Raw genomic sequence first — 25235 nt, 5'->3', positions numbered from 1 at the left:
GCAAAAAACTCCCTGCATTTTCTAAGATAATTATGCTTTTATTTTACTTTTTACATTTTGGGGTAAAATTCCCAAATCAAATTTCTATTCATTCTCTATGGAGTTTTTCAAATGTCTGTTTTGCAACATTTTTTTAATAGCTTTCATCATTTGCCCCCGCCAATGCAGAGAAATCTCCCCTTTATCGTAGATTCTTCAAACAATGCTCTAAGCATTGTTTTATGCGTCAATGCCAATAATATTGAGCTTTTTATGCAATGTCCAAGTTTTGTGAATCTCCTGCCAGATTCAAGGCAGATTCCATCAAATCTAGCTCTTGGTTATACTTCTAATCCGCTTGATTATATCCTTGCTATGCAGACAAGTATCATTACGCAAAATCCACACATTTTTGAAGAGCTTATGCCTTATTTTGCTAATCTTAATCTCGCAGGGGTGATTGATGATGAGCAACTGCGGCTTTTTAGTTTGCTCAAACACACCACCCCCTCACACATAAGCATAAGCACAAATAAGTCAAGCAAAACAAAGTATTTAAAAACATTTCACACGCAATTCCACGCCCTTTTTGAGCTTCTCACACCACTTTTAAGTAAAGATTCCTTGCTTCAGGCAATGGATAAGAATCTTACTAAATTAGAAGAGCAGCGGTTTTGCATAGGCATTACGGGGGTTTTAAGTGCGGGGAAATCTACATTTTTAAACGCTCTTTTAGGGCAGGAAGTTTTAGGGACTTCAAGCGTGCCAGAGACAGCAAATCTTAGTGTGTTGCGTTATGGAGAAACTCCAAGGGCAAGGGTGCATTTTTGGAGTAAGGAGCAATGGGAGGATTTAGAATCCCAAAGTGCGTATGATTCTAATCTTAAAGCATTTGTAAAAGAGAGTAAAGAGCATTTTAAGGATACATTACAAGATTTTATCACTTCACCAAAATACAGCAAAGACATTGAGCTAAATGATCTTAGTGCCTATACTTCGGCTAATCACACAAGCAAGTTTTGTAATCTCGTAGAAAAGGTGGAGCTTTTTATGCCCTTAGCATTTTTGGAAAATGGCGTAGAGATTGTAGATACGCCCGGGCTTGATGATCCTATCACAAAAAGAGAGGATATTACGCGGGAATATATTGAGCATTGTGATATGCTTATACATATTATGAATGTTAGCTGTGCGGCGACACAAAAAGATATTGATTTTATTTTAGAAGCCCTTTTAGAGCAGAATATCTCTCGTCTGCTTGTGGTGCTTACACGCATTGATTTGCTGACACAAAAGGAGCTAGAATCTAGCCTTGAATACACCAAATCAAGCCTTATATCCCAGCTTAAAAATGCCAAATACAAAGGCGATATACAATCCCTTATCCAAAGGATTGATTTTATCCCACTAGCAGGGTATGCGGCATTGCTTCATCGCATACAAAAAGCAGATTCTAAAGATAAGCCCACAATGAGCCTTGAAGAAAGCGGGATTTTAGAGATTGAATCTTATCTCCAAACAATGCTTTTAGGGCAGGATAGCCTTAAGGCAAAAGACAAGCTTTATCTTGCCTTTAAAGCAATGCTAAAAATCGCCCAAGATGAGAAAGAACTGATAGAAATAGAATCTGCCTTGCTTTGTGCGAGTGGGGAAGAGCTAGATTCTCTTATTAGCAAATATACCGCTCAAAACCAAGCCCTTTTAGATACACTTCAAAACTTTGAATCTCATCTATCCGTGCTGAATACGGATTTAGCGGACTTTCTTAACTCACTTGGGATTCTAAGCCACAATACCCTATCAAAATCCGCCACACTTATAAAAGACAAGGTGCTAAATGATATTCTCTATGATTTTGAACGAGGGGCAAAGCCCCAAGCTCAAGCCTTTTGCGTGATGATAGAGCAGGGGCTAAAGGACTGCTTTGCCGATATTTTGCGTGAGTATAAGTATAAGCTTAGTCGCAAGATTACACAGCTTAAAAGTGATATTGCCCCACAAGATTCCATAAATGCTATGGAATCTTCACAGAGCGATACCCTACCAAGCGTACATTTTCAGCTTAAAAGCAGTGAAATTACACATATTTTGCAAATTTTGGAATCTTTGCCACAAGCCTTAAGCCCTAAGCCGGAGCGTTTAAAAGCAAATTTAGATTCTTTATTTAAAGATATTTTTGAAAGCTTTGATGGGCTGATAAAAGAAAAAAACACAGCAATTAAAACGCTTTTTATGACGCATTTTGAGCAAATAGCACAACACAAAAAGCAAGAGATTGAAGAAGAGATTAAGAATAAGCAAGAGAGTTTAGAATCTGCCCTAGCTACAAAAAATAATGGCAATGCTGAAGTCCAAAAAGATAGGATTCAATCTAAACAAAGCCAGATTCAAGATATTGCAAAGCAAATCACACATACTTTAGAGGAGCTAAGCTAATGGAAGCCTTGAAGCAAACAGCACAAGATTCACAAGATTTAAGCAACACTTTGCTTGAAACTTTTATCAATGAATATTTAGAAGCAAAAAACAAAGCACTGCAAGGGAGCAATCCGCTGTATGCGTTGATTGACAAGACGCGTTATATGATTCAGCAAATGATGCCCCTAAGCTCTCGCATCTCCACAATACTCAAAAATCTCACCCAAAGCATACAAGAGCCGATGAAAATTGCCATTATCGGGCAGTTTAGTAGCGGAAAATCTACATTTTTAAACGCCCTTTTAGGACAGGAGATTCTCCCTAGTGGCATCACACCCATTACGGCTAAAATCTGCCATATCGTCTATGGCAACGATTACGCCCTTGAATTGCATTACAAAAATGGCAATATCGCCACAAAGCCATTGTATTATATGAATGAAGTAAGCGTTGCTGAGAATGCTAAAATCGCCTTTTACAAGCTTTATGCACCACTAGAGCTGCTTAAAACTATGAGCTTTTTAGACACGCCGGGCTTTAACTCACAAAATCAAAGCGATACAGACACGACAAATGCGGTGCTAGAGAGTGTAGATGGAATCATTTGGCTAACCCTTATTGATAATGTCGGCAAACAAAGTGAGAAAGAAATCATCAACGCACATATTAGACGCTATGTGAGTAAAAGCCTATGTGTGCTTAATCAAAAAGATAGGCTTAAAAATGAAGATGAGATAAACACAAGCCTAGAATATGCTAAAAAGGCTTTTAGTGGGCTGTTTGGGGATATTATTGCTATCTCGGCAAAAAACGCCCTGCAATCTTATAGCCACAATAATGAGCTAAATGCAGAGAAAGCAGGGGAATTGCTTTTAGATTCTAATATTCAATCTGTCGTGGCATTTTTACAAACACATATCACGCCTTTAGCTGAATCTGCCAAGACACGCACAATATGCACACAGCTCCGCACACTTTTACTCCGCTATGCTCGTTTGAGTTTGCACGCTAAATTGCGATTTTCTCACCTTGAATCTTTACTTCAAGATTCAGTCCAAATTTTGAATAACAACGCCATACAAAGTCCATTTTACAAGGATTTTCCTAAGCTTTTTGATACTTTTTCTTCTCATTTAGAATCCCTTAGCCAACATATCTATAATGCTATTGAAAGAACCTCACAGGAATTTACCCGCATAGAAAAAAGCTTTGGTTTCACAAAAGAGATAAAGCAAAGCAAGGAAGTGGCGTTTTTGCCTAAAGAGCGGTTATCTTTAAGCTTAAATAACGCAGATTCTACTTTTGCTAGGGATTTTACAAAGCTTGGATTTGACATTATGGAGAGTGGGAAAGAGTTTGAATCCTTGCTAGATACGCAAACAAAGCTAATACAGGACTTATTCATACAATGGTATGCTGCCTTTCTCCCGCCCTTGCAAAGCCCACCTTTGGAAAAAACCATTGATGAAATGGCACAATCTTTTCACACCCTTGCCTTAAAACACACCGCCGAATTGAAAGCTCATCTTATGCTCTTTCACAAGATTCTAAGTCTTAATTATCCTTTAAGCATAGCGTTGTGTCTTAGCCACATAGGCTTAAAGATTGAAGAGGCAAAGGCAAAGCATAGTAAAAGCCCAGATACACTGCCCCTTTTTAACCCAAGCTTAGAAAATATCCGCGATGAGCTAAGTCTAGGCTTTCATTTTCATTTCTTACAGGAAAATCTCCTAACCCAGCCTCTGCATAAAAAGAGTATTTGGCATTTTGAGCGAGAATATACCGAGCTTTGCAAAACTCAAGGTGAGCTACTCACGCAATATGCGGAAAAATACGCCCATCATCTTAAGCAGTTTCAAAGCCTTATAGCCACGCTTAAATCCTATTCGCAAGAGCAAGAATCGCAGGAATAAAGTGGCACTTTAAGCTTATTTGCTAGTCTCAATAATATAGGGTAGATAGGAGATTCTAGCTTTGGCTAATTCTTTATACATATCCATAGCGTTTTTGTCATCATCTTTGACCGGGGGCAAAAATGCTATATCATCTATAAGTGTTTGAAGCTTAGCGATTTTATCCTCTTGGTTTTTATGTTTATAGCCTTGCATTGCCGCATATAAGGACATCACTTTATGATAAGCTTCATTATTTGCTGCCACAAAGATGATTTTTATATGTGCTTGTTCTGTGAGCCTTGCGAGCTCTCTTATCTTTTCATTACAAGGCTCACAAAATGGGGTAAGCAACATATAGAGTGTTGTTTGTGTCTTACTTGTTGCTTTAAAGTCTAGCACATATTGCGGATATGTTTTAAATATCTTTAGAATCTTAGATTCTCGCATAGACGCATTGTGCTGTGTGAATATCTCATAAGCTTTATTGAAAGCTTCCATACTTGCAAACGAGGCGGAGAAAAAATCTGCGGGGCTATTGATACTCACATTTGTCTTGTCATCGCCCAAATACAGGGCATAAAAGCCATCTTCATCAGCTAGAATCTTAAACTTCATCTCGCCCAAATTCGCAGGTATCACTTCCACAGGCTCTGCCTTTATCTCTGCGATTTTTTGAGCGATGTTTATTTGTGTCTCAAGCCTTTTTTCAACTGAAGGCGTTTCTCTCCATTCTTTTGCATTAATAAAGCCAAAAAAGCCCACAATGGCAAATACTGCTAAAAATCTCATTGTATTCATTCCTTTCACAGCAAGTGGCGATTTTAGATTTTAAAATACGCCATATAGTTTTTCAGTGAATCTGAAATGTTTTTTAGCTCATTGATTGTTTTGTTGGCATTTTCAAGTGATAGGCTTGTCTCTTGTGAGAGTGTGGAAATGCCCTGCATATCATTTGAAATGCTTTGCATTGTGTTTTCTTGCTGACTTGATGAGCTTGCCACGGCTTTAGCCTTTTGGAGTGAATCTTGAGCCTGATTTTGAATCTCTTCAAGTGTTTGGACTGAATCCATAATCAGCTTTTGCCCTTTGTCAATTTGAGGCACAATGGCTTCAATGGCATCAACAGAAGTGCCTATGCCATCTTGGATAAGCTTTATCATATTGGCAATTTCCGCTGTCGTTGAGGCGGTGCGTTCAGCAAGTTTCCTTACCTCATCGGCAACAACCGCAAAGCCCCGTCCGTGTTCTCCAGCACGAGCTGCTTCAATAGCGGCATTAAGAGCTAAAAGGTTAGTTTGATCAGCAATTTCAGCAATCAAGCTTGCACTTCCGCTAATCTCCACAGACTGCTGCTGTAAGCCACGGATATTTTCCGCAGAAGAACTAATCATCTCTGTAATCTTGCCAATCTCTTCAGCGGTAATATTAATAATCTCCACACCTTTTGTTGAAATCTCCACACTTTTTGTGGAATTTTCTTCAGTTTGTTGAGCGATGTTTGAGACTTCAATCACTGCTTTGTTCATCTGCTCTATTTTACCTGCTACTTGCGTTGAGCTTTGCATTTGTGTCCTAGCAGCGTCTTGAGCTTGATTTGAAGTTTGAGAGACTTTTAATGCAACTTCGTTGATTTGGTTTGAAGAGCGTGTGATAAACTCCACAATTTCTTTGAGTTTTTCCTGCATTGTCGCAATGGAAGAGAGCATAGAATATTCACCCTTGTATGCTACAGATTCAGAAAGGTTGCCATTGGCGATTTTGCTGATAATTTGTGAAGCGATATATGGCTCTCCACCGAGCAAACGCAACAATGAGCGTATAATCACAATAGCCACAACTATGCCAAAAATAACGCTCAAAGCCAAAAGCACCAAAAGCACGATTCTAAACTCATTCACACCGCTTCTTAGCTCCGCAGTCAAAGCAGAATTCGCATCTTCTTGATAGTCAATAAACTGGTTAATCTCGGCAAGCCATTGCGTAAAATATGGGGATAGCGTTTTTAAGAGATTATAAGCTTTTTGTGAATCTCCAGCAAGTTTAGCTTGGCTAATCTGCACGATAAGTGGAATGGACTTAGCTTGAGTAGCCTCAATAGCTTGTAAAATACTAAGCTCCTTTTCATTAAGCAGATTTGTATTGATGAATTTCTCTTTCATATCATCTTCTGCTTCTTTGTAGAATTTTTCCAATGTGGCTATTTGTTCCAAAAGCTGTTGCAAACCTTTTGTATTCTCACTATCAATCAGCACCACATCACGCACAGCAATCGCTCTATCATGCACACTTCCACGAAAATTAATCGCATAGCGTTGAGCTAGGGCGTTGATGTCATTAATTTGACTAAGCGAAGCGTTTATCTCACTCACACGATTAAGTGCGATAAATACCATAATACACGAAAATAAGATAAGCACCCCAAAGCCAAAGCCCAGCATAACGCCAACACTCACCTTTTTCTCTGGTTTTGTTTTTTGTGAATCATTTGACATTTTTATCTCCTTATGTAAGATTCTGCATATAAATTTAATCGTGGATTGTATAACTTTTTAATAAATATTTATCCATAACACCAACGCAACCAACGCGAAAACTGCCTTATTTGACTTCAATTTACAAACTATGTCTAGAATCCCCACCATTTTTCCCACAAATAAAGGCTTAATATGAATACGGAAATGATTGCTGTTATGCTTGGTGTATCGCTTGTGCTTGGGCTATTTGGGCTCCTTGCTTTTATTTGGGGGCTAAAAAATGGACAATTTGATGATGCAAATAAAATGATGCAAGGTGTGCTTTTTGATTCTGTTGAAGATTTGAATCTTGCAGCAAAGGCTGAAAAAAAACATAACAATAAACATAAAGATAAGGAGCAAAAATGAATACGATATATGATGTTGTGGTTATTGGGTGCGGACCAGCGGGAATGAGTGCCACCATAGAAGCAAGGGCAAATAATCTTAGCGTGCTTGTGCTTGAAAAAGGTGAATCTCATAATATGAGTATCCGCAAATTCTACAAAGAGGGCAAACGCGTAGATAGAGACTACAAAGGGCAGGTTGTGGAACTTCAGGGCAATTTTGACTTTCAAGATGGCAATAGAGAAAGCACTTTAGAGTATTTTGACACGCTTTTAGAGCCTATAAATGTGGAGTATCAAAGCGATGTAGAATCTGTAAGTCAAAATAATGGAATCTTTAGTGTCAATACAAGTGATAATCGCAGTTTTAATGCGAAATTTGTCATCATCGCTATCGGTAAAATGGGACAGCCAAATAAGCCAAGCTATGCTATCCCTCCTACAATCCGCAAGCTTGTTAATTTTAATGCTAATGAGGCTAAGAGTAGTGAAAAGATTCTCGTTGTAGGTGGAGGAAACTCCGCTGTGGAATACGCCATTGACTTAGCTCAAAATACGCAAAGTGGGCAAGGCGGAAGTGTAACGCTCAATTACCGCCGCAAAGAATTTACACGCATTAATGACATAAACGCAAAAGAGTTAGAATCTGCTTTAGGTAGTGGGCGACTTTTGGGGCGATTTGGCATTGATATTGTGGAGTTAAGCGATGAAAGTAGTAAGGTAGGTGTGAAATTTAGTGATGAAAGTAAAGAAGTGTTTGATCGCGTGATTTATGCTATCGGTGGGGCAACGCCGGTGGATTTTCTCAAAAAATGTGGGATTGAGACTGATGAAAAAGGTGTGCCGCTTATCTCACAAGATTTAGAAAGCAATGTTAAAAATCTCTTTATTGCAGGGGATATTGCCCTAAAGAGCGGTGGCTCAATCGCTTTGGCTATCAAGCATAGTTATGATATTATCAACACCATCGCTAAAAGGGCTGCGTCGGCTTTTTAGCACTTTCAAGGGAGTTTGTGTGATTGGAGCGAAATATCTCATACAAAAATTATATACAATCTAAAAAAGATTTTCGCCTTTTCATAATACTCAAAATGGCAATGGTGCGATAAAGCGTGAGATTTTAGAATCTCAATCGGATTCTACACTAAGTAAATCTACTTTATTTTCTTGTGATAGGTTTCTGCCTTAGTCACATTTACAAAACACCCACACACAACAAAGGCAAACGCTATGTGGATTTAGGGAATCTACCCACGCAGTTGCTCTAGCCTATCGCGTTTTGTGCCAATATCAGTGATTTGAATCCCAAAGTTCCCATCTACAATCACCACTTCGCCTTTAGCAATGACCTTATCATCTACGAGTATATCCAAAGGATCATTAGCAAGTTGATTAAGCTCTATGACACTGCCTATATCCATAGCAATGACATCTTTTAAAAGCATTCTTTTCTGCCCGATACGCACCTTGACATTGAGCCGCACATCTAAAATCATATTGATATTTTTAAATTCTGTCGGGCTAAGTGCGTGAGCCACAGGAGTAGATCCAGATTCTGCGTGAGCTACAGGAGTAGCAGCTCCACCCTCAAAAAGTCCCACAAAACTTGCATTAGCTAAAATCGTAAAATTTGACTGGATAGAATCTAGTGAAAAATTAAAAATATATGCTTTATCAAAACGCGATAACTCTATGCTCTGTGTAACAAACTCAATATTGCTACACGAAAAATTAAGCTTTGGCAGCTCTTTTTGTGAGTTCAAAGATGTAGAGATTGCCCCAAAAATATTCGCACTTATCTCTTTTATCGCATCTAAATCATCTTCGCTCATTTCTGGCTTGCTCTCACCCTCACCGCCTAACATCATATCTGCTAGGGCTGTTGCCATTGCCACAGGGATAATCATAGCAAGCTCGCCACTACCATCACCACTTGCCTGAATATAGCTGATTGAATAGGGGATTGAGAGATTTTCAAGGCTTACATTACTATCGCTTGTGTGGGTTACACTTGGTGTTTTACCCATAAGTCCTTCAATGGTAGCAGTGGCTTCTTGAACAATTAAATCTATAAAAGGCTTCATTCTCCCTCCTCTTCAATATTTGCGATTCTGTTTTTGCGTTGAGATTCTAGCATTTCAAGCACTTCTTTGACTTGATCTTTTTCTGTTTTAATCACTTCTTTTATCTGCAATGTCTTGCGATACCTTTGCAAACCGATACTTGCTATATACTTTTCTCGCCCATCAACAGAGACTAAAATCGTATCATCAGCTGCCCTATCAAGCCGCACAATATCGCCAACCTGCAAGTCAAGCACTTCTTTGAGTGAAAGTGTGGCATTACCCAAATAGCCAGAGACAACGACATTCGCTCCGGCAATAAGGGCTTGAAGCTCTTTATTTCTACTCTTTTTTGAGCTTGTATCACTTAACATTAAATCCCTACTTGCTAGGCGGGATAGCACGGTTTCAAGGGATATAACAGGATAGCAAATACTCATCATTCCACTACTATGCCCGATAATAATCTCCATTACCACCATAATAACAATTTCATTTTGTGCCACGATTTGCACGACATTTGGGCTAGATTCTTTGGCATCTACGCTTGGGAAAATCTCTGTGATAGAGCTCCACGCCTCTTTGAGATTCTGCATAATCTGTCGCAAAAGCGTATCAAGTAGATTTAGCTCAATATCGCTAAATTCGCGTGAATTCTCATACGGGTCGCCCTTACCGCCTAAAAGCCTATCAATCATAGGAAAGGCAATGCTTGGATTTATCTCTAAAATCGCAGCACCCTCTAAGGGCTTCATTGAAAAAATATTAAAGCTTGTGGGGGAGGGTAAGCTCATCAAAAACTCCCCATAAGTCATTTGATCCACACTATGGAGCTGAATCTCAACAATACTTCTCATCACCGCAGACACTTGAGAAGAGAGACTTCTTGCCATTTTGTCGTGGATTGACTTAAACGCACGGAGCTGCTCTTTACTCACACGATTTGGGCGTTTAAAGTCATAGAGTGTAACTTGCTTTTGATGTGTAATGCCCTGCTTTTCTATCTCGGTGGTATCGCCATCATCATCAACAACCTCTAATAACGCATCAATTTCTTCTTGACTTAGTATATCAGCCATTTATATCTCCTAGTGCTTGTCGTATTTTTTTGATGACTTCTTTTGTGATCTGTGAGATTCTAGATTCGGTAATTTCTAGAATCTCGCTAATCTCTTTAAGATTTAGCTCCTCAAAATAATACAGCTGGATAATCATCTGCTCCCTTTTGCCAAGCTTTTTTAGGACATTGTGGACAATCTCCATTAGCTCATCTTTTTGCACATCTTCTAAGATATTTTCCCCACATATCGCATTATACTGCTCATCAATAGGCACAAGCGCATACACATCAGACGCCACTCTAGCTTCTTTTATCTTGGCAACATCTTCGTTTAGAATCTTTGCCAAATACTCATCACTTGGCTCTTCTTGGTAGTCATTAAAATACTTTGAAATCTCATAATCAATGGCTTTAACAAGTTTGCGACTAGCACGAGATAGCACATCAAGGCTACGCAAATAATCAAGCATCGCTCCATTTACACGCGTCTTAGCATAGCCCCAAAAGGAATCATTGAGACTGCTATCATACCGCCTAGCAAGTTTGATAAGCTCCTCTGTGCCAATGGATACTAAATCCGCCATTTCAATGGAGCTAGGCAAACGCTCTTTTAGACGGAATGCCATTGCTTTGACTGCGGGAAGATACTGCAGGGCGAGTTCATCTTGCGCGTATTTGAGCGTTTGATTGTAGCCGTTATTACTTTTCATACTTTTCATACCTTATCCCTTTATTCTCTACCCTTAGTTCGCATTCTGCTGGGCTGCCATTTCTTCATCATCAGATTCTATACTCTTAATGAAATTGCGAATCTTGGTAGATTCTTTTTCACGCTTATCAAATTCAAGGCGATAGTATTCAAGATTACTTTCAAGCTTACTTTTCTTTAATTTTGAGCTTTCAAAATCCAAAAACCAAAAATACAACGCCACACATACCGCCACAATCAAATATACGCCCATTGTTGTGATAATCGTCCATAGCACCATAAATTCCGGCTCATCAAACTTCGTAATAGAAAACGCAAGTCCAACGAAGAATCCTGCAACAACGCTAAAGCTCATATAATTATCTGGTTTCATTTCCGCCCCAAAAAGATAAACTCTTTAAAGATTCAAGCTATCAAATATAGCCAAGCACCCGCCGCCAAAAATCCGCAAATCGTTGCTTTTGTGGTGAGTTAAGCATATTTTGTTCCAACTTCATAACAACCCCTTGTGCGATATGTTGTATCTCTCCGCTTACCGCACTTAATGGCTCGGCTTTGACAAATAGCTCACGCGAACGCACCGCTTTTGCCACCACTTGACTTTGCTCGATGAATCCAAGATTCTGTAATGTAAGTGCGGGGATATTTTTCTTAGCCAAAGTTACAATTCTATCAAACACCATTTGAGATTCTCTCTGGCTTTTTACCATATTAAGAATCATAAAAATCTCATTACGCATTTTGGCATTAAGCTTGATAGTCGCATACGCATCAGTGAGCGCTGAAGGATCGGGCATAGTAACGACAATGAGCATATCACTAGCATTCAAAAAACCCTGCGTTATCCCGCCAATCCCAGCTCCAGTATCAATAATCATATAATCAATAGAATCTAAAATATCGCTCTCTTGTAAAAATCGCTCAAAAATACCGCTATGAGCATATTTTAGAATCTCCTCTCCATTATCACCCGGGATTAGATACAAACCTTCTTCAATGGGATAAATAATCTCCTGAAAACTCACTTCTCCACGCAATGCGTGAAGAATATTTTTTTGTGTCTTAACGCCAAAGATTAAATCAAGGTTGGCTAGTCCAATATCCGCATCAAAGATGGCTACGCGTTTTTTAAGCTTCCATAAGCAATAAGCAAGGTTGGCACTTATGCTTGATTTCCCCACTCCACCTTTGCCTGAAGTGATAGCAATAAACTTTGTGTTGCTAAAGTTGCGTTTATCCTTGCTTTGTATGAGGGATTGTAGCTCGTGGGCTTGATTTTGTATCATACGCTTTCCTATTGAGATTCTACTTAGATTCTGGACGCTTAAATCCATCAAGCAAACAATCTACCAAATAATCATTACTTGCCAAAATCAAGTCATTAGGCACACCTTGCCCGATTGAGAGATATGAAATGGGCTTTTTTGTGTCATATACGAGTGAAAACATATTCCCAAAATTGCGACTTTCATCAAGTTTGCTAAAAATCAAAGTGTCAATATTAAGCTCACTAAAGGCATTATAAGTATCTTTCAAGTCCTCATACTTGGCATTGAGTGCAAGCACTAGGCTAATGTCAATTTTATAATCCGTATTCAAATAAGACTTGATATTTTGCAATTTACCCCTATCGTGCTGTGAATGCCCCGCCGTGTCAATCAAAATATAATCGCAATGTTTGAGTGAATCTATGGCTTTTGGCAGCTCCTCTGGCTCTACAACAGTATCAATACTTAGCTTCATCATACGCGCATACGCCATAAGCTGATCTACCGCTGCTAAACGATAAGTATCAAGGGTAATCACCCCCACGCGATAGCGTTTATTGAGCATAAGTGAATATCTCGCAGCAAGTTTGGCTAGAGTGGTTGTTTTCCCCACGCCTGTTGGACCAACAAGCATCATAATTTTTTTATCATTATTATTGAGATTCTCACTCCTACAATAAATCATCTTTCGCAAAACTTCACGAAAATACCGCTTGATAGTCGTTGAGCTTGAACGCATTTTTAAAGGCATAAGCTCTAAGGATAGCTGCATAATCGTGTCTAAATGCTCTCTACTCATTCCGCTACTTTTAGCAATTCTATAAATTTCAGCAAATTCCTGCGGGATATTTATACCTTCATTTTTTGGGCTTTTCTCCTCCCATAGCATATTTTGAATGATTTTTAGCCTATCATTTAAATCATCAAGCTCACTTTTTATCTCTTTAAGCTCTAGCCTTTCATTGATATGCTGCTCTAAACGCGTTTGTTGTAAATCCTGAATCCTTTCATTTGCCCTTTCATCAAGCTTTTGCATAATCTGGGCTTTGCTGGGCTTATTAGTTGTAGTTGTGCTTGTGGGGTATGGTCGTGCGGCGTTGGGGCTTAGAGCAGGTGAAGATGATGACAAAGATGGTGTTGAAGGTGGCGGGGTTTGGGGAATAATGCTTGGAGATTCTGGCATATTACTTGGCACATTAGCAATCTGTGAGATTTCTTTGACGGCGTTTGAAAGCTGCAAGGTTACTTCATCGTAGATTCTAGGCTTGTTTGCTTCTTGGCGTTTTTTTGCCATTTTCTTTTCTGCTATTTCATCAAGCTTTTTTTGCACACTATTTTGTGGAATCTGCTGGGCTAAGTCTGTGCTAGATTCTGCTTTTGGCTCTATTGTGCTGTGCGTTTCCTTGCCCTCAATCTCATCAACGGCGATAACAATCTCATATAAGCCCGGTTGCGTAAGAGACTTTTTGCGAATCTCCTTGTTTTCAACAAGCAAAATATCGCTCCCAAAGGTTTCTTGTGCTTTTTTAAGAGCTTGGGCTGGAGTGTCGCCCATAAAGGTGTGAAGTTTCTTTGCCATAATATCCGCCTATCAAATAAAATCCCTGATTATAGCTTGTTTGAGTTTTAGCGAAGTTAAAGTTGGCTAAACTCGGTGTGATTTGTATAAAAAGCTTCACATTTTCACCATATTTTTTATTACATTGTGTAGATTACAAGATATTAAAAATGAGAGTTTTTGTTAAGATTTATTTAAAGTTTTTATTGCTATAAATCCGCACACAAACTTTTTTAGATAATAAGAATTGTTTGTAATTTTAATAAAAGGATTTATAATGAAGCCTTCAACTTCTCACTGCATTACTCAAAAAAACTGCTTTAATATCGCACTTATCCTTAGTTTCTTGTTTAGTGGGAGCTTTGCTGATTCTCTTAATACCTTAGAATCTAACGCAACTCGCCCTGACAATGAGACAAGAAAAGTGAATCTTGGACGATCTGTCGTTACCGCTTCGGGCTATGAGCAGGATATGAAAACCGCTCCAGCGTCCATCTCCATAATCCCCAAAGAAGAGATCTTAACCCGCCCCATTCGCGATATAGGTGATGCGGTGCAAGATGTCCCGGGCGTGTATGTGGAGCAGGACAAAACAGGGCAAAACTCAATCTCTATGCGTGGGCTTAGCTCGACATACACGCTTATCCTTATTGATGGCAAACGCCAAAATACCACGCGTGGCTTTGTGCAAAATGGGCTTGGGAATCAAACTTCCTTTATGCCGCCACCTTCAATGATAGAAAGGATTGAAGTTATTCGTGGTCCTGCCTCCACAATTTATGGTTCTGATGCTATGGGGGGGGTTATCAATATTATCACTAAAAAACATACAAATACATTCACAAGCGGAATCCAAATGGAAACAAAGCTTTTTGAGCCAAATAGTGAATGGGGGAATGTCTATGGCACAAATGCCTATATGAATATCCCTCTTCTCAAAGATAAGCTCTCGCTGAATCTCCGTGGCTCTGCAAGATACAATGATGCAAATGAATTTTTAAAGCCCTCGTGGGTAAGCCCAAGTAACAATGGCAATCCTTATGCGGCACACTCCTCCACAGGCTCTCGCAATTTTAGCGGTGGCTTTAGGCTCAACTACACGCCAACAAGTAGCGATTATATCTATCTAGATTCTGAAGTCTATAATGGACGGCTTGGAACGCTCAATACCTCTAGCAGTAGCATTACTTCCATACAAGAGCTTTTTAAGGTTAATTCCGTGCTTAGCCACGATGGAAACTATGAGTGGGGGAAACTCTCTAGCTATGTGCAGCACTCTTACAATCTCATTGCCCCACACGCAAATGTTGGCATTGGAGCGGATAAAGGGGATTATATCAAATATGCAAACAAACGCACCTCCCAAAATGCTATCTTCCAAAGCACTTATACAAATGACTTTGATTTAAACAATTATGGGGCGATTATTTTTAATGGTGGGGTGTATTATCAATTTGAGAATCTTATAGGCACAATCTCTAGCAAACACAGAAATATGCACCAAAATCAAGCTGCTATCTTTGCTGAAGGGGAATATCTCATAAGTGAGAGCATAAGCACCACACTTGGCTTACGCTATAATTATAGCGATCGCTTCGCCACCGTGCCAAATCCTAGATTCTATGTAAATTATAATCCCACAGATTGGCTGACATTTAAAGCAGGTGTGGCAAATGGTATGCTTATCCCTACACTTTTGCAAACCACTGATGGTGTTATTACCACAAGCACTAGCAGCGGTAGCTCTACATCTACAACAGAATCTTATGGGAATCCAAACCTAAAGCCCGAGCAAAGCTGGAACTACGAGCTTAGTGCGATTGTAGATACAGATCCAGCGATGTTTATTCTTACAGGCTATTACACAGATTTTAATAATCAAATTGAAACATTACAAGGCATAACAGGTAACGCACAAATCCCCGGGACAAACCAAATCTGCCCCGATTCTAGCACCTGCTCCACTTATCGCAATGTAGAAAAAAGTCTTGTAAGCGGAGCAGAACTAAGTGCAAAGATTAAGCCTATTGGTGGATTTTCCCTTGATGCAGGATATGGCTACACCTACACAAAAGCTCTAAGTGGCTCGGGCAAAGGAGAGCCGATAAATTCTATCCCGCGACACAGCTTTACTATTACCCCAAAATATCAATATGGTAATTTTGATATGTATGTGCGATGGAGTGGGAAATACAAAACGCCCACACCTTATGCAGGATCTAATGCACGAACAAATGTGCGAGAGATTGTAGGGCAGTATTACAAAGACTATCAGCTTGTAGATGTTGCAGCAAGCTACAAAATCGGCAAACACTATGCCCTAACTCTAGCGGTTAATAATCTCTTTGATGTGTATTTTATGGATTATGCAAGTTATACTACAAATGGTGGCAGTGGTGGGCAGGGCAGCACCACAAACGCACAAAACAAATACCAAAGAATCTTGCCAAGCCGAAACTATTGGATAAGCTTTAGAGCGGACTTCTAGGCTTTGGAGGATAGAATCTAAGCACAATACACTTCACATTTAACTCACAATCTTTAGATAGGATTGTGAGAATTTATATCATTACTTAAGGACTTTCACATTATGAAACTTCATCGTAAATTTTGGATGCAAATGCACCTTTACTTGAGCTTGTTTTTTCTCCCAGCAGCGTTGATATATGCGATAACGGGTGTGCTTTATATCTTTGAAATTCGTCAAAATTCCGGTGCGACTATCATTGATATTCCACTAGATTCTATGCCACAAAAGGGGCAGGAAGAGGAGTTTATCATAACCATTCTTACAAAGAACAATCTCCAAATCCCCAAAGACACGCAGGTGCGTATGATGAAAGGTAATCTCTCAATGGGGAATATCAAATACAGCGTAAGCTTAAGCAAAGATAAAGAGGGCAAACCTATGCTCCGCACGATAGATAGGGGATTATATGGAATCTTAATGCTTATGCACAAAAGCAGTGGAAGCAAACACGAAATAGCTGGATTCAAACTCTCATATTTTGACTTCATCGCCATTGGCTTTGGACTTTCAATGCTTCTATTTTATCTATCAGGGCTTATTATTACTTCATTTTGTAAGGGCAAACGCAAAATTGCTTTTAGTGTTTTGGGTGGAGGCTTTATTCTCACAGTCTTAGCGGTGTATGGAAGCATTTAGGGTTTGATACTTAGATTCCAATATGCCTTATCTGTCTTTTTGAGTAAGACATATGACAAGGTATATCAATGACACAACCTTATGGTAGCAAAAAGCCGTATTTATAGACTTTTACTTCTATCTTTTTGGCTAAGTTTTTTAGGGCATAGTTGAGTATGCCTAGCTTTTCTTTGTAGGCTTCATCATCGGCTTTTTGGGGTGGGTTCATTTTACCCTTATCATTAAAGCCTTGAAAGTGGGCTTTAATGTCATAGAGTGCGGCGTTTGCGTTATAGTCTTTAGAATCTTTTGCTTGTCCGTGGTAGTGCTTAAAAAGCTCTTTTCCTACTTGTAGCACTTCTTTTGCTTCATCGCCAAATTCAAGTGGCTTTGTGGGGATAAAGTCTTGCTCATCGTTAAAAAGACTTTGTTGCAAGAGTTTGGATTTTGTTTTGTCGTTTTTGCAAGTGTGAGTATTGTCATTTTGAATTTGCGTAGCAAACGAAAAATCTCTTTTAGATTTTGTGTGAGATACTTCGCTCCGCTCAGTATGACAAAGGGTAGAGTCGGTATGGCAAGGGGTAGAATCAGTATGACAAGTGGAATCTAGTTTTATTTTACCTTGTATAAATTCAAGCATAAAGTGGCTTTCAAAGGCTTCCCCAGCGTTTAAATCTTTTTCGCTAAAGGGGATAAAGTGATTTATACCCTCTTTAGCAGTAATTCTATTTTGTCCGTGAAAAAGCATAAAAATAAGGCAGTCGTTTTGAAATTCCTCGTCCTTTTCCCATTTTTTATTAGGGGCTAGAAACTGGTCTCTATCATTTATCCAAGTGGCTTTGATACAATGACGGACGGAGAAATAAATGCTTGTTGGGATAAGATTATTTGGTGTGATTTTAAATTTTGAAATGCCTTTTGCGTTACCTACCCCTTTAATAGAATCCCAAAAGTTAATGTTGCAAAAGTTATTATGCTGAAAATCTGTTCCAATACAACAAATCGCACATAGTTCCTTGTTGTTTGTGTCTATAAAGTTTTTTAACCATTGATTTAGATTCTGCTGTTTTGAATGTGTTGTATAGAATCGCTTTTTCCCTAAACTCGCCCCGTTTTCATCAAAAATATCTAAGATTATGCTGCTTTTCATTTAACGCCTTTTAGCATATCGCTTAGAATCTGTGCTAACTCATCTTTGCTTAGCTTATCACTTGCTACGCTAACGATAACATCTTCTAACTTTTGGTAGAAATCAGTAGGGAGAGAATCTGGGCGGTTTAGCTTGATAAAGGCTTTTGCTATGTAAAGTGCGGTGCGTTTATTGCCATCTGCAAAGGGGTGGAACTTCACACAGGCAAACATTAAATGGGTAAGCTTATCTATAAAGCTTGGGTAATAATCATCATTTTGGATTTGTGTCAGTGCAGAATCTAAAAGGGCGATTTGCTTAGGATTTGCCCCACTTAGTCCGCCTATTTCATTGATAATATCATCGTACATTATTTGCACTTCTTGTAAGCTTAAATATCTCATTTATCTTTAAGCCTTTCAAACACGGCTTTATTTTCTGGCTTTTTTAAATCCTGCAACATAGCTTCGCGTAATTGCTGGAAGTCATCGGTTTTTGTCTGCTCTATGCTTAGATGTGCTTGTGTCTTATCCGCTAGGGCTTTAAAGTCATCTAAAAACTCTTGCTTGACATTTTCTAATATCAAAGTCATTTTCTACTCCTTTTATCAAATCAAAACACTTCGCTATGGCTACTAATACGCATTGCCACTAGTTCTAAAAAGTCATCATTGTAACGATAAATCAGCACTAAATCAGGGCGGATATGGCAGTCCCTACAATTTGCATACTCTCCTTTAAGTGCGTGGTCTTTGTATTTTGGCTCTAGGCTCTCACCATTAGCAAGGCGTGTGAGAATCTCTAGCGTATGCTCTTGGTCTTTTGGGCTTAACTTTTTAAAGTCTTTTTTAAAAGCTTTTGTATAAGTGATTGTGTATTTCACGATAGAAGCTCCGCTTTTAGCTCCTCTATGCTGTCAAAAGATTTTAGCGTGCCTTTCTTGCGTTTTTTCTCAATCTCTTTAAGCGATTTTTTTAGCTTTTTTGCTGCCTTTTTGCTTGGCGTGTAGTCGTGGGCTTTACAAATAGGGCATTCATCTTGCACTTCTATTTGCAAGTCTTTATTTAATCCTTGCAAAGATTCTATAACACGCAAGATGCTTGTATCTACATTTTCTAGTATCAAAGTCATTTTTTACTCCTTTTTTGCTTGAATTTTAGCAAAAATTCTTATGTTTTATTCTTTTTGGCTTAAATCCCATACTAAAAAGCCTATGGGGAAATTGCCCTTGACATTATCAAAGGTGTAAGCTGGAGCAATAAAGCCTTTTAGAAACTTTGCTTGAAAGCTCTCTCTAAACCTTATGAAATTACTAGAATTGACATATTTAAGCGTTGAAAAGGCAGCTAGGTGGCAGTGTGGAATCTCATTGTAGATTCTTATAAAAAATTGCGCGAAAAGTTCCCTAACAGACTTATTATAATCTTTCATATATCGCTGAGAAATTAAAGTTTGATTGCTAACATTTGTTTTGTTTTCATTGTTGAAACTAGTAGTTGTTCTGGTGCTTGCCGCTTCCGCATAGGGAGGATTGATAAAGATGATAAGCTTTTTGCGTTTTTCATCATTTTTTAGAATCTCTTGTAATTTTGGGGGAAGTTTAGACTTTTTACAATCTTCGCAGTTTGGATTTACAAAGCCTTTAAAATAATCATCTTTAGAAGCCGCACTTTTGGGCGTTTGGCTAGATACTAGCTCACGCTCAGTATGACAAATGGGGGGGGGGGGGTGGAATCAGTATGAGAAGGGGTGGCGTGTTTCTCACAAGGCTTGTCAAAAAACTCATCGTTTAAAAAGTCAAATTGAAAAATATGCTTTGGCAGTAGGTGCAGGGCATTTTTGCTTGATAATTCTTGCATAATCTCTACATCAGCCATATCTAAGGTAGAAGCATAGAGCCTGTGAGATTCTGTAAGGTTTGTAAGCAGATTGCCTGTCCCTGCGGCACAATCCCATATATAATACTCGCTTTGATAGTTTTCACCTAAGGCTTTTGCTAGGTAGCTTTGGGCTTTGCTAACCCAAATTTGCGGGGTGAAAAATGCTCCCTTTCTCTCCCTGATATCGCTAGGGACTAGCAAATCTCGCCTATCTATAATGTAGCTCCAATACTCTTCTTTTGGTGGGCGTTCATAGAGATTCCAAAAGGCTGTGTGGGCTTTTTGATTATCATTAAAACTTGCGGTATCTTTTTGCTGTGTCCCCATAAATGTGGTGGTTTTATTAAACTCATAATGCGTTTGTTTTAGCACGACAAAAAGTTTATCTAATAGGCTTTGATTTTCAGCACTTAATAAATCCGCTAGGTAGAAATCTGCGTCTAAAATCCCTGCGTTTTTAGCGAGATTCCAATCAATGCCAATGCTTGGGGCTACGCTTAAAAGCCATTTTTGATAAATGGTGGTGAAGTTGTTTTTGGTTATGGGGATTTTGGCGATGTTTTCATTATTTAGCGTGAAGTTTAGGCGTATGAAAGATTGCAATTCTTTATAGTCGCTTTTGAAGTTAAATTGTAGCTTTTTAGATTCTAAAAGTTCTTTTGTTTTGGTGTAGAGTGTTTTAAACTCTTTTGTGTCGTGCTTACTTGGGGTTACATTCCAATTAAAGTCATTTTGTGTAAAGATAGAATCTAGCTCGTGGTAGGGGATAAAGGCGATTTTCTCGCAATCGTAAGCCCCTAAGAAAAGGGGCGGGAGGTTGTTTTCATAGGTTTTTTCCTTGCCTATGGTTAGGATTAGCTGGATAAAAGATTCTATAATATCTGCCCTATTGCCTTTTTTGGCTTCTGCCCACAGGAAGTTTATAGGCTGAAAAAGTGTCTTTGCGTTATAACTTATGCAAAAGTCAATGCGTCCTAGAATCTGTGTAGAATCTAGATGTTTTAAAAGGGCTTTTTGCTCTTTGTCTAGATTTATATTTTCACTCTGTGGGTTTGGGCTGAAAAAATCGGTGGCGACTTTGTGCTTTAGCTCTTCTTCGGGGAGGTTTAGGGGATACATTTTACTCGCCTTTTGTGATTAAAGTTTGTATTGTAGCAAAATCGTTACTTTTACGATTTTAGAGTGCGTATTATAGCAGATTCTAAACTTGCAATATCCTACTTAAGCTTAGATATTCCTATCGCCATATATACTCGTCTTTTCTTAACTCAAAATATGCCATTTTGTCCTTGCGGCTAGAATCTAAAACAATGGCTTGTCCATCTCCTGCGGTATAGGTAGATTCATCGCCTTTAGGATACTTGGGGCGATATTATTTAATCCACCATTAGCGATATGTGTAACTCCATTAATCATTCCAAAGCACCATACCTGCCCGATTGTGTGATTTGTCAGCATATTGCCATTATCATCTTTCATCTCTTCGCAATTGCCGTGATCGCTTGTGATAAATAACGCATAGTCATTTGCCTTAGCAGATTCTATAATCCTGCCAAGCTCATAATCCACCGCTTCAACAGCCCTAATCGCCGCTTCAAAATTGCCCGTATGCCCTACCATATCGCCATTAGCAAAATTCACAACAATAAAATCATAGCCCTTTTCCATCGCCCCTAGCACACATTGCCCCACTTCATTCGCACTCATCTCCGGTTGCAAGTCATAGGTCTTCACATTAGGTGAAGGCACAAGGCAACGCTCTTCATTGGGATAGGGCTCTTCCCGCCCACCATTAAAGAAAAATGTAACATGTGCGTATTTTTCTGTTTCAGCGGTGTGAAACTGCCTTAAACCATTTGTGGCAATGACTTCTGCAAGGGTATTTTGCACCTTTTGCTTGGGAAAAAGTATGGGATAGGGAAATGTCGCGTCATATTCTGTCATCGTGGCGATAGATAGTGGGATAAACTCCCGCTCAAACTCACTAAATTGTGGATTGCCTAAAGATTCTACAATCTCTCTTGCCCTATCAGAGCGGAAATTCACAAAGATAAAAGCCTCTCCTGCCTCCATACCCTTATATCCGCCAAAACTCGCCGGGATAATAAACTCATCAAAAATCCCTTCATTATATTGATTCTTAACATACTCTTGCGGAGAAATGGAGCTAGGATTCCTGCCTTGTGCTATGCTTTGATGGGCTTGTTGCACTCGCTCCCACCGCTTATCCCTATCCATAGCATAAAATCGCCCTGAAATACTTGCGATACTTACTTTTTCATTACACAGCTTTTCTATCTCGCTTAAATACCCTAACGCACTCTGTGGCAGGACATCTCGCCCATCAGTGATAAGATGAAGCTTGATAGTTTTGCCTTGAATGGATAAAATCTCTATCAAAGCCTTAAAATGCGAGATATGTGAATGCACCCCACCATCACTTAACAACCCACATAAATGCACTACGCTAGAATCTGCCACCGCTTGAAGCAACGCAGGATTTTGAGCCAACTCACCGCTTGTAATGGCATTTGCAATCCTAACTAAATCTTGATACAAAATCCGCCCCGAGCCAATACACATATGCCCCACTTCCGAGTTTCCCATTTGCCCTTCCGGCAGCCCCACACTCAAGCCAAATGTATCAATCATACCATAAGGCACATTTTCAAATAAATAATCATAGTTTGGCTTTTTAGCGTGATAAAAAGCGTTGTGTGTTGTTTTATGGCTATAACCTATCCCATCAGTAATCACAAGAATCGCTTTCATTGTCTTTCCTTTAATATTTGATTGAAATTAACTAATTGTAGCTAAAATCAAAAATCTTTCACCAACCAAATCAAATTCCCTAGCTTTATGTGAGATTCACATAACTACCAAAGGATTCAAATATGCTCTATTGGCTTTACCAACATTTTGGGATTAATATTTTCTCCTACATTACTTTCCGTGCGGGAATGGCATTTTTTCTCGCCTTTGGAAGTGCTGTGCTGCTTATGCCTTGTTTCATCAAGTGGGCAAAGGCAAAAAAGGCTAATCAACCCATATCCACTTATGTAGCCGCACACGAAGGTAAGAAAAACACCCCCACAATGGGCGGAATTGTCTTTATTGTAAGTATGCTCTTTGCCTCTTTACTCTGTGCAAATCTTTTTAATCCCTATGTGTTGCTTGGGCTATTTTGTATTGTGAGCTTTGCACTCATTGGAGCTAGAGATGACTATATGAAAATATCAGCAAAAAGCAACGCGGGAATGAGTGCTAAGATGAAGTTCTTTTTACTCTTTGTTGTGGCACTGCTTGTTACTTCTGCTCTTTTATATATCGGGCATAATACAAATCTTTATGTGCCATTTATGAAATATCCGCTTTTTGATTTAGGTGCGTTTAAAATCACTGGAATCCCTGTCCTTGCATTGGGATTTTGGATACTTGTATTTTTAGCCACAAGCAATGCGGTCAATATCACCGATGGACTTGATGGCTTGGCTACTGTGCCTAGCATTTGTGCGTTATTTTCACTCTCCATTTTTGTATATGTGGCTGGACACGCAGGATTTTCTGGCTATCTTTTATGGCCCAAAGTCGTGGATAGTGGGGAATTAGCTATTTTATCAGTAGCCCTAATTGGTGCGCTTTTTGGATTCTTGTGGTATAACTGCCACCCGGCTCAAGTCTTTATGGGAGATAGTGGAAGCCTTAGCCTTGGGGCATTCATCGCATTTATGGCAATTATTTCAAGTAATGAGATTCTGCTCTTACTCATTGGTATTATTTTTGTGATTGAAGCATTATCGGTGATTTTACAAGTGGGGAGCTATAAATATAGAAAGAAAAGAATCTTTGCTATGGCACCTATTCATCATCACTTTGAAGTGCGGGGCTGGGCGGAAAATAAAATTATTGTGCGATTTTGGATTATTGCGATTTTAGCAAATCTCATCGCCATTCTTAGCCTTAAAATCCGCTAAAAATCTAAGAATCTATAAGGAACATCTATGCGTATCAGTATTTTTGGCTATGGGGTTACCACTACGCCACTTGTGAGCTTCCTTAATAATCAAGGACATAAGCTTAATATTTATGATGACAAGTTTGAAACTATAAGCACAGATGGCTTTGGCAATGCCCTGCTCCCTTCAAATGCCTTTGAACCAGAATCTAGTGATATTGAGATTCTAAGTCCGGGCATTCCGCCCTATCATCAGCTCGTGCAAAGGGCACAAAATCTTATAAGTGAGTATGATTACTTTGACACGCTTTTAAAAAAGGAAGCAAATCCGCCTTTAAGCATTTGGATAAGTGGCACAAATGGTAAAACGACCACCACTGAAATGACAACTTTGCTTTTAGAGCCTTATCACGCACAAAGCGGAGGGAATATCGGCACACCCTTAGCCCTTTTGTATCAAAACAAAGCCACAAAAATATGGGTGCTTGAGACAAGCTCATTTACCCTGCACTACACACACAAAGCCTATCCTAGAATCTACGCCCTTTTGCCTGTGAAAGAAGATCATATCACTTGGCACGGCAGTTTTGAAAACTACATTAGCGATAAGCTTAGTCCGCTTACAATTATGGATAATTTAACTCACGCCATTATCCCCGCACAATTTGTTAATCATAAGATAGTAGCCCAATACAAAGGCAATCTTATCACTTATGAATCTAGCCTTGATCTCGCCCAAAAATGCTCTATCGCCCTGCAAGATATTGTCTTTAAAGAGCCTTTTTTGCTTGATAGCGTGATTGCTTTAAGCATTGCTAAACTTGCTTGTGGAGCTGATGATATTAAGCGGCTCAATAGCTTTAGCATAGGCAAACACAGGATTGAAGAGTTTTATGATAAGCATAATCGCCTATGGGTTGATGATAGCAAAGGCACAAATGTAGATGCTACGATTCAGGCTATCAAACGCTATGCTAACACTCACCTTATGCTTATCTTAGGCGGTGATGATAAAGGGGCAAATCTCACGCCTCTTTTTGAATCTATGCAGGGAGCGGATATTGAGATTTTTAGCATTGGGGCAAATGAAGAGCGTTTAGCTACTTTGGCAAAGCAGTATGGTATCCCCCTTACAAAATGTGAAAATCTCACAAACGCTATGAGTAAAATCCATACCAAACGCGCACCAGACACTAAAGATGCCTCTAAAGATGTCGTTTTGCTATCCCCCGCTGCGGCAAGTTTGGATCAATTTAGCTCCTATAAAGAGAGGGGCGAACTCTTTGTCTCACTTGCCCTAAAAAATGAGTAAGATTA

The 25235-nt window shown here is 39.2% G+C and carries 23 protein-coding genes and 1 pseudogene; 8 read left to right on the top strand and 16 right to left on the bottom strand.

The window, feature by feature from the left end; genetic code table 11:
- The first annotated feature begins 111 nt into the window (after window positions 1–111).
- Together HCCG_RS03895 and HCCG_RS03890 are read left to right on the top strand one after the other, a co-directional pair.
- A complete protein-coding gene (locus HCCG_RS03895; protein WP_002956125.1) occupies window positions 112–2415 on the top strand; it encodes a dynamin family protein in 2304 nt (767 codons plus the stop codon).
- Window positions 2415–4310, top strand: a complete 1896-nt coding sequence (locus tag HCCG_RS03890) for a dynamin family protein (protein WP_002956124.1) — start codon at window positions 2415–2417, stop codon at window positions 4308–4310. The genes HCCG_RS03895 and HCCG_RS03890 overlap by 1 nt, the downstream gene beginning before the upstream one ends.
- Before the next feature lie 15 nt (window positions 4311–4325).
- Here the strand turns inward: HCCG_RS03890 and HCCG_RS03885 are convergent, their stop codons facing one another.
- Together HCCG_RS03885 and HCCG_RS03880 are read right to left on the bottom strand one after the other, a co-directional pair.
- Window positions 4326–5081 (bottom strand): hypothetical protein, encoded by a 756-nt coding sequence (locus HCCG_RS03885; protein WP_015453190.1) that lies wholly within the window; start codon window positions 5079–5081, stop codon window positions 4326–4328.
- A gap of 32 nt (window positions 5082–5113) precedes the next feature.
- Window positions 5114–6784, bottom strand: a complete 1671-nt coding sequence (locus HCCG_RS03880) for a methyl-accepting chemotaxis protein (RefSeq protein WP_002956122.1) — start codon at window positions 6782–6784, stop codon at window positions 5114–5116.
- A gap of 174 nt (window positions 6785–6958) precedes the next feature.
- On the opposite strand from HCCG_RS03880, the gene ccoS reads away from it, so the two are divergent.
- Both ccoS and HCCG_RS03870 read left to right on the top strand, forming a co-directional pair.
- Window positions 6959–7174 (top strand): cbb3-type cytochrome oxidase assembly protein CcoS, encoded by a 216-nt coding sequence (gene ccoS / locus HCCG_RS03875; protein WP_002956121.1) that lies wholly within the window; start codon window positions 6959–6961, stop codon window positions 7172–7174.
- Window positions 7171–8148 carry an NAD(P)-binding domain-containing protein gene (locus tag HCCG_RS03870; RefSeq protein ID WP_002956120.1) on the top strand — a complete coding sequence of 326 codons (978 nt, stop codon included), beginning with the start codon at window positions 7171–7173 and terminating at the stop codon, window positions 8146–8148. Before ccoS ends, HCCG_RS03870 begins: the two co-directional genes overlap by 4 nt.
- Before the next feature lie 251 nt (window positions 8149–8399).
- Here HCCG_RS03870 and fliY read toward each other — a convergent pair whose 3' ends face one another.
- From fliY to HCCG_RS11925, 7 genes are read right to left on the bottom strand one after another with little or no spacing between them, the layout of a single operon-like run.
- Window positions 8400–9179, bottom strand: a complete 780-nt coding sequence (gene fliY / locus HCCG_RS03865; protein ID WP_372449643.1) for a flagellar motor switch protein FliY — start codon at window positions 9177–9179, stop codon at window positions 8400–8402.
- A 53-nt stretch (window positions 9180–9232) separates the two neighbouring features.
- A complete protein-coding gene (gene fliM, locus HCCG_RS03860) occupies window positions 9233–10294 on the bottom strand; it encodes a flagellar motor switch protein FliM (protein ID WP_002956117.1) in 1062 nt (353 codons plus the stop codon).
- Window positions 10287–10994: an RNA polymerase sigma factor FliA gene (locus tag HCCG_RS03855; RefSeq protein WP_002956116.1), complete on the bottom strand. Its 708-nt coding sequence runs from the start codon at window positions 10992–10994 to the stop codon at window positions 10287–10289. Before HCCG_RS03855 ends, fliM begins: the two co-directional genes overlap by 8 nt.
- 24 nt (window positions 10995–11018) lie before the next feature.
- A complete protein-coding gene (locus HCCG_RS03850) occupies window positions 11019–11357 on the bottom strand; it encodes a hypothetical protein (protein ID WP_002956114.1) in 339 nt (112 codons plus the stop codon).
- A 40-nt stretch (window positions 11358–11397) separates the two neighbouring features.
- Window positions 11398–12270: a MinD/ParA family protein gene (locus HCCG_RS03845; RefSeq protein ID WP_002956113.1), complete on the bottom strand. Its 873-nt coding sequence runs from the start codon at window positions 12268–12270 to the stop codon at window positions 11398–11400.
- Window positions 12271–12289: 19 nt separating this feature from the next.
- Window positions 12290–13831, bottom strand: coding sequence for a flagellar biosynthesis protein FlhF (gene flhF, locus HCCG_RS03840; protein ID WP_002956112.1), 1542 nt, complete (start codon window positions 13829–13831; stop codon window positions 12290–12292).
- Window positions 13779–13931: a hypothetical protein gene (locus HCCG_RS11925; RefSeq protein ID WP_002956111.1), complete on the bottom strand. Its 153-nt coding sequence runs from the start codon at window positions 13929–13931 to the stop codon at window positions 13779–13781. Before HCCG_RS11925 ends, flhF begins: the two co-directional genes overlap by 53 nt.
- 156 nt (window positions 13932–14087) lie before the next feature.
- Between HCCG_RS11925 and HCCG_RS03835 the strand changes: the two genes are divergently transcribed.
- Together HCCG_RS03835 and HCCG_RS03830 are read left to right on the top strand one after the other, a co-directional pair.
- Entirely contained in the window at window positions 14088–16298 is a 2211-nt protein-coding gene (locus HCCG_RS03835) for a TonB-dependent receptor domain-containing protein (protein ID WP_034547997.1), read from the top strand.
- Between the two features lie 102 nt (window positions 16299–16400).
- Window positions 16401–16976, top strand: coding sequence for a hypothetical protein (locus HCCG_RS03830; RefSeq protein ID WP_015453188.1), 576 nt, complete (start codon window positions 16401–16403; stop codon window positions 16974–16976).
- Between the two features lie 79 nt (window positions 16977–17055).
- On the opposite strand, the gene HCCG_RS03825 is transcribed toward HCCG_RS03830, so the two are convergent.
- The 7 genes and pseudogenes from HCCG_RS03825 to gpmI form a co-directional block, all read right to left on the bottom strand.
- Window positions 17056–18105 carry a hypothetical protein gene (locus HCCG_RS03825; protein WP_015453187.1) on the bottom strand — a complete coding sequence of 350 codons (1050 nt, stop codon included), beginning with the start codon at window positions 18103–18105 and terminating at the stop codon, window positions 17056–17058.
- Window positions 18102–18488, bottom strand: a complete 387-nt coding sequence (locus HCCG_RS03820; protein WP_015453186.1) for a type II toxin-antitoxin system death-on-curing family toxin — start codon at window positions 18486–18488, stop codon at window positions 18102–18104. The genes HCCG_RS03825 and HCCG_RS03820 overlap by 4 nt, the downstream gene beginning before the upstream one ends.
- Window positions 18485–18676 carry a hypothetical protein gene (locus HCCG_RS03815; protein ID WP_014666183.1) on the bottom strand — a complete coding sequence of 64 codons (192 nt, stop codon included), beginning with the start codon at window positions 18674–18676 and terminating at the stop codon, window positions 18485–18487. The genes HCCG_RS03820 and HCCG_RS03815 overlap by 4 nt, the downstream gene beginning before the upstream one ends.
- 20 nt (window positions 18677–18696) lie before the next feature.
- Window positions 18697–18966, bottom strand: a complete 270-nt coding sequence (locus HCCG_RS03810; RefSeq protein ID WP_015453185.1) for a type II toxin-antitoxin system YafQ family toxin — start codon at window positions 18964–18966, stop codon at window positions 18697–18699.
- Window positions 18963–19214 (bottom strand): hypothetical protein, encoded by a 252-nt coding sequence (locus tag HCCG_RS03805; RefSeq protein ID WP_015453184.1) that lies wholly within the window; start codon window positions 19212–19214, stop codon window positions 18963–18965. The genes HCCG_RS03810 and HCCG_RS03805 overlap by 4 nt, the downstream gene beginning before the upstream one ends.
- 45 nt (window positions 19215–19259) lie before the next feature.
- Window positions 19260–21082, bottom strand: a pseudogene (locus HCCG_RS03795) (hypothetical protein).
- A gap of 183 nt (window positions 21083–21265) precedes the next feature.
- Window positions 21266–22735 (bottom strand): 2,3-bisphosphoglycerate-independent phosphoglycerate mutase, encoded by a 1470-nt coding sequence (gpmI, locus tag HCCG_RS03790; protein ID WP_002956107.1) that lies wholly within the window; start codon window positions 22733–22735, stop codon window positions 21266–21268.
- 122 nt (window positions 22736–22857) lie between these two features.
- Here gpmI and mraY point away from each other — a divergent pair, with 122 nt between their 5' ends.
- Both mraY and murD read left to right on the top strand, forming a co-directional pair.
- Complete coding sequence (mraY, locus tag HCCG_RS03785) at window positions 22858–23937, top strand: phospho-N-acetylmuramoyl-pentapeptide-transferase (RefSeq protein ID WP_002956106.1); 1080 nt, start codon at window positions 22858–22860, stop codon at window positions 23935–23937.
- Window positions 23938–23964: 27 nt separating this feature from the next.
- Window positions 23965–25230 (top strand): UDP-N-acetylmuramoyl-L-alanine--D-glutamate ligase, encoded by a 1266-nt coding sequence (gene murD / locus HCCG_RS03780; RefSeq protein ID WP_002956105.1) that lies wholly within the window; start codon window positions 23965–23967, stop codon window positions 25228–25230.
- Window positions 25231–25235: the final 5 nt, after the last annotated feature.

Source organism: Helicobacter cinaedi CCUG 18818 = ATCC BAA-847 (assembly GCF_000155475.1).
GTDB classification, from domain to species: domain Bacteria; phylum Campylobacterota; class Campylobacteria; order Campylobacterales; family Helicobacteraceae; genus Helicobacter_C; species Helicobacter_C cinaedi.
This window is presented reverse-complemented; position numbering and strand designations above follow the sequence as displayed.